This is a genomic window from Candidatus Didemnitutus sp. (assembly GCA_019634575.1).
GTDB lineage: Bacteria > Verrucomicrobiota > Verrucomicrobiia > Opitutales > Opitutaceae > Didemnitutus.
The window spans coordinates 57,379-70,910 of the sequence record JAHCAY010000001.1; the positions used below are offsets into that span (position 1 = coordinate 57,379).

Annotated in this window: 9 protein-coding genes; all 9 read left to right on the forward strand. The window is 67.0% G+C overall.

Annotated features, from left to right (window positions below; translation table 11 throughout):
• The 9 genes from KF715_00185 (at position 1) to KF715_00225 (ending at position 13,527) form a co-directional block, all read left to right on the forward strand.
• Complete coding sequence (locus KF715_00185; GenBank protein MBX3735078.1) at positions 1-834, forward strand: transketolase; 834 nt, start codon at positions 1-3, stop codon at positions 832-834.
• Positions 831-1,889 (forward strand): hypothetical protein, encoded by a 1,059-nt coding sequence (locus tag KF715_00190; GenBank protein ID MBX3735079.1) that lies wholly within the window; start codon positions 831-833, stop codon positions 1,887-1,889. The genes KF715_00185 and KF715_00190 overlap by 4 nt, the downstream gene beginning before the upstream one ends.
• A gap of 113 nt (positions 1,890-2,002) precedes the next feature.
• Positions 2,003-3,496: a glycerol kinase GlpK gene (gene glpK, locus KF715_00195; protein ID MBX3735080.1), complete on the forward strand. Its 1,494-nt coding sequence runs from the start codon at positions 2,003-2,005 to the stop codon at positions 3,494-3,496.
• A gap of 16 nt (positions 3,497-3,512) precedes the next feature.
• Positions 3,513-5,573, forward strand: coding sequence for a glycoside hydrolase family 127 protein (locus KF715_00200; GenBank protein MBX3735081.1), 2,061 nt, complete (start codon positions 3,513-3,515; stop codon positions 5,571-5,573).
• A 28-nt stretch (positions 5,574-5,601) separates the two neighbouring features.
• A complete protein-coding gene (locus KF715_00205; GenBank protein MBX3735082.1) occupies positions 5,602-6,888 on the forward strand; it encodes an MFS transporter in 1,287 nt (428 codons plus the stop codon).
• Positions 6,889-6,999: 111 nt separating this feature from the next.
• Positions 7,000-9,711 carry a family 78 glycoside hydrolase catalytic domain gene (locus KF715_00210; GenBank protein MBX3735083.1) on the forward strand — a complete coding sequence of 904 codons (2,712 nt, stop codon included), beginning with the start codon at positions 7,000-7,002 and terminating at the stop codon, positions 9,709-9,711.
• On the forward strand, positions 9,708-10,820 hold the full coding sequence (locus KF715_00215) for a mandelate racemase/muconate lactonizing enzyme family protein (protein ID MBX3735084.1): 1,113 nt from the start codon (positions 9,708-9,710) through the stop codon (positions 10,818-10,820). The genes KF715_00210 and KF715_00215 overlap by 4 nt, the downstream gene beginning before the upstream one ends.
• Before the next feature lie 149 nt (positions 10,821-10,969).
• Complete coding sequence (locus KF715_00220) at positions 10,970-12,214, forward strand: ribulose-bisphosphate carboxylase large subunit family protein (GenBank protein ID MBX3735085.1); 1,245 nt, start codon at positions 10,970-10,972, stop codon at positions 12,212-12,214.
• Positions 12,211-13,527 (forward strand): four-carbon acid sugar kinase family protein, encoded by a 1,317-nt coding sequence (locus tag KF715_00225; protein ID MBX3735086.1) that lies wholly within the window; start codon positions 12,211-12,213, stop codon positions 13,525-13,527. The genes KF715_00220 and KF715_00225 overlap by 4 nt, the downstream gene beginning before the upstream one ends.
• Positions 13,528-13,532 lie beyond the last annotated feature (5 nt).

The window sequence follows — 13,532 nt, forward strand, 5'->3', positions numbered from 1 at the left end:
ATGACCGACCGCGATCTCGCGCTCAAATCCTTCGCGCTCCGCCGCCGCATGCTGCGCCTCATCCACGAGGCGGGCGCCGGCCACACCGGCGGCGGGTTGTCGTGCCTCGACATCCTGAATACGCTCTACCACCGCGTGCTCAACGTCGCGCCCGAGACCGTCGCCTCTCCCACGCGTGATCGCTACGTGCAGAGCAAGGGCCACTGCGTCGAGGCGCTCTACGCCGTGATGTCCGACCGCGGCTACTTCCCCGACGCCGACCTGCGCACGGTCTGTCACTACCAGAGTTACTACGTCGGGCATCCGACGCGAAAAATCCGCGGCATGGAGATGAATACCGGCGCGCTCGGACACGGCTTGCCGATCTGCCTTGGCATGGCGCTCGCCGCGAAGATGGACGGCGAGGCGTTCCGCGTCTTCACGCTGCTCGGCGACGGCGAGCTCGCCGAGGGCTCCAACTGGGAGGCCGCCATGGCTGCTGCGCATTACGACTTGGACAACCTCGTTGCCATTCTCGACCACAACACGCTTCAAATCACCGGCCACACGCGCGACGTGATGTCGAACGAACCGCTCGACGAGAAGTGGCGCGCGTTCGGCTGGGAAGTCCGCACAGTCGACGGCCACGATTACGCGCAACTCACCGCTGCACTCACCGCGCCGCATCCCGGCAAGCCGCTCTTCGTGATTGCGAACACCGTGAAGGGCAAGGGCGTCAGCTTCATGGAAAACGTCGGCAAGTGGCACCACGGTGTCCCGAGCGACGCCGAACTCGCGCAGGCGCTCGCGGAACTCGACGCGGCCGAGCAGAGATTCCGGGAGGCCTCCGCATGAGTGCGCCCGCCCCGTCCATGCTCACGCCCGCCGCGAAGGCGCTGGCCGCGAAACTCGACCTCAAGCAAGGCCGCGCCAATCTCGAGGAATTCGCGGACACGTTGCAGGCGCTCGCCACGGCCGACCGGAGCATCGTCGCCGTCACCTCCGACTCGCGCGGCTCAGGCAAGCTCGCTCCTTTCGGCAAAGCGCTGCCGCGGCAGATCGTCGAAGTCGGCATCGCCGAGCAGAACCTCGTCGGCATCACCGCGGGCCTCGCCGCGTGCGGCAAGAAGGCCTTCGGCGTCTCGCCGTCGTGTTTCCTCACCGCGCGCTCGCTCGAGCAGATCAAGAACGACGTCTGCTACTCGAACGTCCCCGCGGTGCTCGTCGGCATCAGCGCCGGCGTCAGCTACGGCGCGCTCGGTTCGACGCACCACTCGCTGCACGACCTCGCCGTGATGCGCGCGATCCACAACATCACGATCATCGCGCCGGCCGACAACTTCGAGACGCGCGAAGCCGTGCGCTACGCCGGCGCCGCCACGCGGCCGGTTTTTCTCCGTTTCGGCAAGGCTGCCATGCTCGACTTGCCGGGCAGCGCCGCGCCGTTTGAACCCGGGCGCGCTCGCGTGGTGTTTCCTGGGGAAGGGAACTTGGTGCCGACTCCAGCCGGAGCTGTCGCGAGCAAGCTCGCTCCCACGCACGACGTCGCCTTCCTCGCCAGCGGTGAAACCGTCGTCCACGCGGTGCTCGCCGCCGCGGCGCTCGCCGAGCAAGGCGTCAGCGCCCGCGTGCTGAGTTTCCACACCGTCAAGCCGCTCGATGTCGCCGCGGTGCTCGCGGCGGGGCGCGAGTGCCGCGCCATCGTCACGGTCGAGGAGCACATGGTTGCTGGTGGGCTGGGGGAGGCGGTTGCGTCGACACTGCTCCAAGCCGGCCTCGCGCCGAAGTTCAAGATGGTCGGTTTCCCCGACGAGGACACCGTCACGGGCGCGCAGGCCGATCTCTTCCGGCACTACGGGATCAGCATGGAGTCCCTGCGCGACACCGCGCTCGCACTGCTGGCTCCCTGAATTCTGAAAAACCACGAATGAACACGAACGGACACGAATCGGCTGTAGGTGTCATTTCCGGGCATTCGTGTTCATTCGTGTTCACTCGTGGTTAAAACTGGTTCGCGAATACCATGCCCTTCGTCCTCGCCGTCGACCAAAGCACCTCCGCCACGAAGGCGATGCTCTTCGCGACCGACGGCCGGCTGCTCGACCGGGAGTCGCGCGATCACGTGCAGCACTACCCGCAGCCGGGCTGGGTCGAGCACGACGCCGAGGAGATTTGGCAAAACGTCCTCGCTGTCGTGCGCGCGCTGTTGGCGCGGCATGAGCGTGAGATCGCCGATATTATCGGCCTCAGCCTCACGAATCAGCGTGAGACCGTGGTCGTGTTCGATCGCGCCACCGGGCGACCGCTGCACCGCGCGATCGTCTGGCAATGCCGACGCAGCGAGCCGCTCTGCGCCTGCGCGGTCGCGGCCGGGCACGAGGAACTCGTCCAGTCGCGCACCGGTTTGCGGATCGATCCGTATTTTTCCGCGTCGAAGCTCCAGTGGCTCGTGCGCGAGCACCCGGAACTCCGCGCGAAACTGGAGCGCGGCGAGGCGCTCATCGGCACCATCGATGCCTATCTGATCCATCGCCTGACCGGCGGCGCGGTCTTCGCGACCGACCACACGAATGCGAGCCGCACGCTCCTGTTCGACGTGCGCCGGCTGCGGTGGGACGAGGAGCTGTGTGCGCTCTGGGACGTGCCGACACGCGCGTTGCCCGAGGTGCGCGAGAGTTTCGCGCCGTTCGGCACGACGACGCTCGCGGGCGCTTTGCCGCGCCCGGTCCCGATTTGCGGCGTGATGGGCGATTCGCAGGCCGCGCTCTTCGCGCACGGTTGTTTCGCGCGCGGCTCCGCCAAGGTCACGCTGGGCACCGGTTCGTCGGTGCTGCTCAACCTCGGCGGCGAGTTTCGCCGTTCATCGCAGGGTGTCGTGACCGCGCTCGCCTGGGTGCGCGACGGCGTGCCTGTCTACGCGTTCGAGGGCATCGTCATTGCGGCGGCATCCACGCTCACCTGGCTGCGCGACCAGTTGAAGCTGATCGACTCTCTCGATGGCGTCGAAGCGATGGCGGCCGAGCTGTCGGACAACGGTGGCGTGCATCTGGTGCCGGCGTTCTCGGGGCTCGGCCTGCCGTATTGGAAGGCCGATGCGCGCGCGACGATTGTCGGCCTCACGGCGCACAGCGATCGCCGCCATGTGGTCCGCGCGGCGCAGGAGTCGATCGCGTTTCAACTGCGCGATGCGCTGGCGGCGTTGCGCGCCGACGCGGCGCTGGACATCAGCGCAATCCACGCGGACGGCGGGCCGACGAGGAACGGATTTCTGATGCAATTCACCGCGGACATCACCGGCGCGGAGTTGCGGTTGGCGCCGTTCGCGGAGTGTTCGGCCTTCGGCGCCGTGACTGCCGGTTTGCTGGGGTTGGGCGTGGTCTCGTCGCTCGAGGCTCTGGCGGCGCTGCCGCGCGCGGGTCGCGTTTATCGCCCGACAATGGAAACCGCCCGCGTGGCCGACCTCGTTCGAGGCTGGCGTCATGCGGTGCAACAAACGATTCTCGCCCGGGAACCCTGAACTCGTCCGCCCACGCATGAAATCGCACGCTGTTCTCGCGCCGCTCGTTTGCTGTGTTCTCACACTGGCTCCCGCGGACGGCTCCGCCGGGGAAAAAGCCCTGATCGACACCACGCATTCGCCCCACGCACTGATGTATATGCCCGACTTGGGCGATGTGCGCTGGCAGGGCGGCCTGCTCGGCGAGCGCTTCGACGTCGCCCGCACCGCCATGGTGCCGCACCTGTGGGAACTGCTGAGCGATCCGGCGACGAGCCCCGCCTGGGACAACTACCTGATCGCCGCGGGCCTGAAGCAGGGTCGCTTCCGCGGCCCGCCGTTCAACGACGGTGATTTTCTGAAATGGTTCGAGGCGCTCGCGCAGATCTACGCCGTGACGAAGGATCCGGCCATCGACCGGCAGATGGACGCGATCGTCGCAGTCGTTGCCCGGGCCCAGCGCGAAGACGGTTACCTGCACACGCAGACCATCATCCCGCAGCGCGCCGGCGAAAAGACGAAGGAGTTCGCCGACCGCGAACACTTCGAGACCTACAACATGGGACACCTCATGACGGCGGCATGCGTGCATTACCGCGCCACCGGCAAGACGACGCTGCTCGACTGCGCACGCAAGGCCGCCGACTACATCGACAAGCTTTGCGCTGAGAAACCCCAGGAGCTCGCGCGCAACGCCATCTGCCCGTCGCACTACATGGGTGTCGTGGAGCTTTACCGCGTCACGCACGAGCCGCGTTATCTGAAGCTCGCGGAGCAACTCATCGAGATTCGCAGCCTCGTGCCGCCGAGCGAAGGCAGCGACCACAACCAGGACCGCATGCCCTTTCGGCAGATGACGCAGGCTGTCGGCCACGCCGTGCGCGCGAATTACCTCTACGCCGGCGTCGCGGACGTCTTCGCCGAGGACGGGGACGCGACTCTGCTGAAGACGCTCGAGACGATCTCCGCGAACGTCGCCGATCGGAAACTCTACATCACCGGCATGACCGGCGCGATCTACGACGGTGCCTCGCCCGACGGCGTCGACTACACACAGCACAAATACATCAAGACCGTCCACCAGGCCTACGGTCGCGATTACCAGCTGCCCAATCTCACCGCCTACAACGAGACCTGCGCCACCATCGGCTACGGCATGTGGCTCTGGCGCATGCTCGCCGTCTCGGGCGATGCCGGCTACGCGGACCTGTTCGAGCAGACCCTCTACAACGGCATCCTGCCCGGCATCAGCCTCGACGGCACCCGCTACTTCTACGTCAACGCGCTGAAGAAGCTCCGCGACTTCGACGTGCCGCTGCGTTGGTCGCGCACGCGCGAGGCGAACATTCCCGTGAGCTTCTGTTGTCCGCCGAACGTCGTGCGCACCATCGCCGAGATGCACAACTACGTCTACGCGCTCTCGCCCGCTACCGTGTGGGTCAATCTTTACGCCGCCAGCACGCTCGATTCGCACTGGCTCGACGGCACACCGATCAAGCTCCGCCAGGAAACCGATTACCCGTGGGCCGGCGCGGTGAAAATCGTCGTCGACGAGGCTCCCGCGCGCGAAGTCACGCTGAAGCTGCGCGTGCCCGGTTGGCTGAAAAGCGAGGCAGTTTCCCTCAAGGTCAACGGCCAGCCGGTCGCCGCCGCGCTCCAGCCCGGCGCTTACGCCGACGTGAAGCGCACGTGGAAGCAGGGCGACGTCGTGCAGTTCGACATGGAGTTCAAGGCCACGCTCTGGGAGGCCAACCCGCTCGTCGAGGAGACCGTCGACCAGGTCACGATCAAATACGGTCCGCTCGTCTACTGCCTCGAATCGAACGACCTCCCGCCGGGCGTGCAGCTGAAGGACGTCGCGCTCTCGCTCCAGAAACCTGCGAACTTCACCGCGCGCCGCGAGCGCATCGGCAACGCCTCCGTCCTCACGCTCACCTGCGATGCCCTCGCGCTCCAGCGGCCGGCGTGGACCGGCCGGCAGCTTTACCGCGAGGTTGACGGTCAAGCCCCGCGGGTCATTGCCGTGAAAGCCGTGCCCTACTACGCATGGGGCAACCGCGGCGAAGCCGACATGACCGTCTGGATTCCCACCCGCTAAACGTTTCTCGCAACCCCGCCTACACCCCATGAGTCAAGTCACGTCCTCCGTGCCAGCCGCGCCCGCCGACGGCTCCCACATCACCGCGCAGCAATGGAAATGGTCGGCGCTCGCCGGCATGGCGTCGTATCTCGACGCCGGTTCGATCGTCGCGCTCGGCGCCGGCCTCGCGATCCTGCAAAAGGAATTCGGCATGAGCGACACCGCGGTCGGCGTGCTCGCGGCCATCGGCCCGAACGCCCTCGGTTGCGCGCTCGGCGCGCTCATCGGCGGCTGGCTCGGCGACAAGCTCGGTCGCAAGAAAATCTACCAATACGACCTCATGGTCTACGCGTTCGGCATCCTGCTGTGCGCGCTGTGCCAGAACAAGGAGATGCTCTTCCTCGGCACGTTCATCGTCGGCGTCGCGGTCGGCGCGGACGTCCCGACGTCCCTCGCGCTCGTCGGCGAGTTCGCGCCGGACAAGGCGCGCGGCAAGCTCCTCGGCTTCACCCAAGTCGCATGGTGTCTCGGCCCGGTGATCGTGCTCTGGCTCGCCCTGGCGCTCGCGCCGCTCGGCCTGCTCGGCATTCGCATCGTTTTTCTCCAGCTGTTCGTCGTGGCCGTCGTGACGTGGGCGCTGCGCCGCGGCCTCGCCGAGTCCGCGCGCTGGCAGGAAGCCGCGAAAGCCGGCAAGGGCGTCGGCCAGAATCTCTGGGCGCTGTTCAAGGGTTCGAATCTCAAGGCCATTGTCTGGACCGCCACGATTTATCTCTTCTGGAACCTCGCCGCGGGCACCGCAGGCATCTTCAACCCCTACATCATTTCCACGCTCCATGCCGGCGGCCAGGCGATGAGCGTCGGTCTTTCGAGCGCGAACTTCGTCATCACGATGATCGTGACCGTGACGATTTTCATGCGCTACTCGGACAAGTCCTACGAGACGCGCAAGCTGCTCTGGGGCGTCGGCGCGGTGATGCAGACCATCTCCTACGGCCTGTTCCTCTTCTTTCCGTTCACGATCACGACCGTCATCTGCAACATCGTGCTCTTCTCCGCCAGCGCCGCGCTCTCGGGCGAGGCGTTCTACAAGGTTTTCAGCCAGGAGCTGTTTCCCACCGCGCTGCGCGGCACCGCCCAGGGTTTCACCTTCGGCGTGGCGCGCACGATCCTCGGCATCTGGAGCTTCTTCGTGCCGATCCTAGCGCACGCCGGCATCAAGCAGATCGCCGGCCTCCTCACGCTGTTCCTCGCGATCAGCGGCGTGGTCGGCTACTTCTTCATGCCCGATACCTCCGGCAAATCGCTCGAGCAAATCGAGGCCGAGCGAGCCTGACCACGAGCGCGCATGCCCAGCCGGTCATTGCGGGGAGCGAAGCGCCGAAGCCATCCATCCGGATCGCCCCGGCGCACTTCGCGCATCGCGCGATGACACTTCCAATCAACCGTGTCTGACACCTGCGTTTCCTCCCTTCGCTGTGAATACCTCGTCGATCCGCTCGGCCTCGACGAGCGCCGCCCGCGACTGAGCTGGCTGCTTGAGAGCGGCCGGCGCGGCGCGCGCCAAGTGGCATTCCGAGTGCGGGTCGCCTCGACGCCGGAAAAACTCGCCGCCGGCGAGACGGACCGTTGGGACAGCGGTCGCGTCGAGAGCGCGCAGACCGTCCACATCGCCTACGCCGGCGCGACGCTGCGTTCGCGCGACGCGTGTCACTGGCAAGTCGAAGCGTGGGACGAGACCGGTGCGAGCGTCCGCTCCGCTCCCGCACGATGGACCATGGGGCTGCTCGCCCCGGACGACTGGTGTGCGAAGTGGATCGCCGCCGATCCCGAGATCGTGCGACGCGATCCCGACGCCGTGGTCGCGACGCTCACCGAGCCGGGCACGCCGGCAGTTTTTCGCCGAGAGTTCCAACTCCCCGGCGCGATCGCGCGCGCCACGCTCTTCGCCACGGCGCGCGGCCTGCTCGATCTGCGGGCCAACGGCCGCCGCGTGACCGACGACCTCTTCGCCCCGGAGTGGACCGACTACGACAAGCGCATCCACTACCGCACCTACGACATCACGGCGCTCCTCGCCGCCGGCGCCAACGAGCTCTCCGTCACGCTCGGCGACGGCTGGTGGTCGGGTTTCGTCGGTTGGCAGGAAACGAAGGGCCGCTACGGTTCGCTCGAAAACAGCCTCGCGCTCCAACTCGAGGTCGACCTCGCCGACGGCGCGCGTTTCACGCTCGGCACCGATGGACAATGGCGCTGCGCCACCGGGCCGATTTTATCGTCGGACCTGCAAATGGGCGAAATCTACGACGCCCGCCGCGCGCCGCGCGATTGGCTGCCGGTCCGCGAGGTCGCCGCACCGACCGCTCCGCTCGTCGCGCAACGCAGCGAGCCCGTGCGCATCACCGAGACGCGCGTGCCGGTCTCGCATCGGGAGATCAGTCCCGGCGTGCACCTTTACGATCTGGGGCAGAACATGACCGGCTGGATCCGGCTCGCGGTCGAGCTGCCCACCGGCACGCGCGTCCAGTTGCGCCATGGCGAGCGCCTCAATCCTGACGGCACGCTCTACACCGCGAATCTCCGCCGCGCGAAGGCGACCGACGTCTACGTGTGTCGCGGCGGCGGCCTCGAGGTTTTCGAGCCGCATTTCACTTTCCACGGCTTCCAGTTCGTCGAGCTCACCGCGCTCGGCTCCGACAACTGTCACCTATTTGGTGACAAGTTCACGCCCACGCTCGGGACGATCACCGGCTGCGTGATTCACTCGGCGACGCCACCGGCGGGACACTTCGAGTGCTCCCACGCCGGCGTGAATCGCCTCTGGCTCAACGGCGTGTGGTCGCAGCGCGACAACTTCCTGTCCGTGCCGACCGACTGCCCGCAGCGCGACGAACGCCTCGGCTGGATGGGCGACGCGCAGGTGTTTTTCCGCACCGCCACGTGCAACATGGACGTCGCGGCGTTCTTCACCAAGTGGCTGATCGATGTCGAGGACGCGCAGACGCCGGACGGCGTCTTCCCCGACATCGCGCCCCGCCTGCGCGAGGACATCAACTGGGTCGGCCTCGGCAACCTCGGCGGCGCCGCCGGTTGGGCCGACGCTGGCATAATCATCCCTTACACCTTCTGGCGCGTCTACGGCGACCTGCGCCTCGTCGAGCGCCACTGGAACGCGATGGTGCGCTGGCTCGACTGGATCGAGCGGCACAACCCGAGCGGTCTTCGCGTCAACCAACTCGGCAACAACTACGGCGACTGGCTCTGCATCCCGAGCGACACCTCGTTCGGCACGCATTCGCCGATGAAGAATCTCCTCGCGACCGCCTACTGGGCCGACGACGCCGCGAAAATGGCGCGCCTCGCCCGCGCGCTCGGCCGCGACACCGATGCGGCGCGCTTCCAGGCGATGTTCGAAAAAGTGCGCGCCGCGTTCCAAGCCGAGTGGGTGCGCCCGGATGGACGCATCGCCGTCGAGACACAAACCGCCTACCTGCTCGCGCTCGCGTTCGACCTTTTGCCAGACCAACTCCGCGCCGCGGCGGCGGAGCATCTCGTCGCGAACATCCGCGCGCTCGATTGGCACTTGAGCACGGGCTTCGTCGGCATCGGACACTTGAATCCGCAGCTCACGCTCGCGGGCCGCGCCGACGTCGCCTACCGGCTGCTCCTGCAGGAAAGTTACCCGTCGTGGCTTTTCCCGGTGCTCCAAGGCGCGACCACCATCTGGGAACGCTGGGACAGCTGGACGATCGCCAGCGGCTTCCACCGGGACGGCATGAACTCCTTCAACCACTATTCGCTCGGCTCGGTCGGCGAGTGGCTGTTCCGTCACGTGCTCGGCATCGAACTCGACGCGGACACGCCAGGTTACCAACGCTTCATGCTTCGGCCGTTCGTGGGGCAGGGGCTCGCTCACGCGAGCGGCAGTTATCGTTCGATCAACGGCGAGATTTGCAGCGCATGGCGTCGCTACGGCGCGCATTTCGAGTGGACGGTCACGGTCCCCGCCAACACCTCGGCGCGCGTGCATATCCCGTGCACAGCCGATGGGATGGTCGGCACCGATGGACTCACGATCGTCGACCGTGCGGACGGCTTCGCGGTGTGCGATGCGCCAGCGGGCACCTACACCTTCACCAGCACGCTCGCTCACGCATGAAGATCACCCGTCTCCAACCGCTGATTCTGCACGCGCCGGTCACGCGCGGCGGCATCGCCGACAGCACGCATTCGATTTCGCACTGGGGCGCGCCGGGCGTGGCGATCCACACCGACACCGGGCTCGTCGGCTACGGCTTCTCCGGCACGCATGCGCACCTGCCGACCGACAAGCTCATCGTCGAGTGCGCGGTCGATTCATTCGGACCTCTGCTCATCGGCGAAGACCCGCGCGAAGTCCGCGCACTTTGGGAAAAACTGCACAAGCACTCGCCGATTTACTGGGTCGGACGCGCCGGCATCACGCACCTCGCGCACGGCGCCATCGACATTGCGCTTTGGGATTTGAAGGCCAAGGCCGCCGGCCTGCCGCTCTGGAAGCTCCTCGGCGGCTCCGCATCCAAGCGAGTCGAGGCCTACAACACCGACGGCGGCTGGCTCAACTGGCCGCTCGAAACGCTCGTGTCCGATTGCCAGCGCCTCGTCGAGACCGGCGGCTACCGCGCCGTGAAGATCAAGGTCGGCAGTCCGAATCCCGCGACCGATCTTCGCCGTCTCGAAGCCGTGCGCGCCGCCCTCGGGCCGGAGATCCGCATCATGACCGACGCCAACGGCAAACTCGCGTTGCCCGACGCGATTCGTCTCGGCCGCCGGCTCGCGGAGTTCGACGTCGTGTGGTTCGAGGAGCCGACGACCTTTGACGATGTGCTCGCGCACCGCCGCCTCGCCGAGGCGATCGAGACGCCCATCGCACTGGGCGAACAGCTCTACCTCGCGCACCAGTTCCGCGATTTCATCCACGCCGGCGCCGTGCACTACGTGCAGCCCGATGTCGTCCGGCTCGCCGGCGTGACTGAGTGGTGGCAAGTCGCCGACCTCGCGCACAGTTACAGCCTGCCGGTCGTGCCGCACGTCGGCGACATGTGTCAGGTCCACCAGCATCTGTGCTTCGCGCATCCCGGTTGTGGGTTGCTCGAGTATATTCCCTGGTTGCGCGACTGGATGAAGCATCCGGCGCAGATTCGCGACGGCCATTTCATCGCGCCCGAAGCGCCGGGCGCCGGCATGGAGCCGACAGCCGAGGCACTACAGCAAATCAACCGTCTTTGAGACTCGATCAGGAGAGAAACCACGAATGAACACGAATGCACACGAATCCCGACACGGAGCTGAAAGTCGGCTGAGCGTGGCGAGCTTTCGTGACGCCGCCGGTTTTCATTCGTGTCTATTCGTGTCCATTCGTGGTTAGCCCCAAATCCATGGAGCGCGTCACCGCCATCTATCTCATCGAGACACCGCTGCCCGTGGAGAAGGCCGCGACGACGCTCGCCGGCGAGCAATCGTCCGGCACCTTCGTCGCCGTGCCGGGCGAGACGGAGGAGCTGAAGCGGCGTTTCGCCGCGCGCGTGGAGGCGATCCAGCTGCTCGAATCCGTTGCCGCGCCCGCGCTCCCGACGGGCCGCGCTCCCGCCGCGAGTTACCAGCGCGCCGAGGTGAAGGTATCATGGTCAGTCGAGAATTTCGGGACGAACCTCCCCGCGCTCGTCTCGACGCTCCAGGGCAATCTCTACGAACTCGCCCAGTTCTCCGGCCTCAAGTTGATGGACTTCGACGTGCCGCCGTCGTTCGCCGCGAAGTTCCGTGGTCCCGCCTTCGGCATCGCCGGCACGCGCCGTCTCACCGGCGTCGAGGGCCGCCCGCTGATCGGCACGATCATCAAGCCCAGCATCGGCCTCTCGCCCGCGCAAACGGCCGACATGGTGCGCGTGCTCGTCGAGGCGGGGATCGATTTCGTTAAGGACGACGAGCTGATGGCCGACCCGCCGCACTCGCCGTTCGACGCGCGGGTCGATGCCGTCATGCGTGTGATCAACGATCACGCTCAGCGCACCGGCAGGAAGGTGATGTTTGCCTTCAACATTTCGGACGAACTCGACGCCATGCAGCGCCACTACGACAAGATCGTGGCGAGTGGCGGCACCTGCGCGATGATCAGCGTCAACAGCGTCGGCCTCGCGGCGACGAAGACGCTCTGCGATCGCGGCCAGCTCGCGATCCACGGTCACCGCAACGGTTGGGGCATGCTCAACCGCTACCCGCTGCTCGGCATCGATTTTCCGGCTTACCAAAAGCTCCAGCGGCTCGCCGGCGTCGACCAACTCCACGTCAACGGCATCGCGAACAAGTTCTGGGAAGACGACGATTCGGTCGTGCGCTCCATCGCTTCATGCCGCGCGATCGAGCCGCTCGGCAAGCCCGTGTTGCCCGTCGTCTCCTCCGGCCAATGGGGCGGCCAGGCGCCGGAGACGTGGCGACGCACACAAACCGTCGATCTCCTCTACATGGCCGGTGGCGGCATCCAGGCGCACCCGGACGGTGCCGCGGCAGGAGTGCGTTCGCTGCAACTCTGGTGGGAAGCCGCCGTCGAAGGGCTGACCGTCGAGCAAGCCGTCGCGAAGCACCCGCTGCTCGCGAAATCGCAGGCGAAATTCGGCGGCAAATGACGGCGGCGTCCGCACAACTCCGCCTCGCGTATTTCGGTGACGATTTCACCGGGTCGACCGATGCGCTGGAATTTCTCTCGCGCGCGGGTTTGCGCACCGCGCTTTTCCTCGCCCCGCCGTCCCGCGAACGATTGGCCGCTCTGCCCGGACTCGACGCGATCGGTGTCGCCGGGCTCACGCGCTCGCTCCCGCCGGGGGAGATGGAAGCGGTGCTGCGCCCGGCCTTTGCGGCGCTGCGCGAACTGCGCCCGCGGCACGTGCACTACAAGGTGTGTTCCACCTTCGATTCGTCGCCCACGGTCGGCTCGATCGGTCGGGCGATCGAAGTGGGCGCGGAGATTTTTCCCGGTCGCTACGTGCCGCTCCTCGTCGGTGCGCCGGCGCTCGGACGCTTTTGCGCCTTCGGAAATCTCTTCGCACGCCTGGGCATCGGCAGCAGCGGTGAGATTCACCGCCTCGATCGCCATCCCGCGATGAGCCGCCATCCGGTGACACCGGCGGACGAGGCGGATTTGCGGCTTCATCTCACCCGGCAAACCACCAAACGCATCGGCCTTCTCGACACTGAGGCGCTCGATTCCGGCCCGGCGGCTTCGCGCGCTGCCTTGGGACGCGCTCTCGCGGCCGGCGCGGAGATCGTGCTCTTCGATGTCATGCGCGAGGAGCAGCTGGCGCGGATCGGCGGCCTGATCGACGAGCTGGCCACGGAAAGAGAACCGGTCTTTTCGGTCGGCTCGTCCGGCATCGAGATGGCGCTCGGGGCGCACTGGACGGAGCAGGGGAGCGTCGCCTCGCACCAAGTCTGGCCCCGCGCCACGGCCGTCGATCGCTTGCTCGTGCTCTCCGGCAGCTGTTCGCCCGTCACCGCCGGGCAAATCGATTGGGCGCTCGCGCACGGTTTCGTCGGCGTGCCGCTCGATGCGCAGACGCCGCAAATCGAGCCGGCCGTCGCGGCGGCTCGCGACGCCTTGCGGGACGGCAAGAGCCCGGTGGTGTTCACGGCGCGCGGCACTCCGACCGGTGCGCCCGCGTCCGCTGCCGCCGTCGGCGCCGCTCTCGGCGCGATTGCGCGCGTGTTGGCCGAGTCGGAATCGCTCTCGCGCGTGCTCGTCGCGGGCGGCGACACTTCGAGCTACGCTGCGCGTGCGCTCGGTATCGATGCCGTCGAGATGATCGCGCGGCTCGCGCCCGGCGCTCCGCTGTGCCGCGCGCACTCCGGGCACCGGGGCGTGCACGGCCTCGAGATCAACTTCAAGGGCGGCCAGGTCGGCCCGGCCGATTATTTCGCCGCGGTCCGGGACGGCGGCGCCTGAATTTC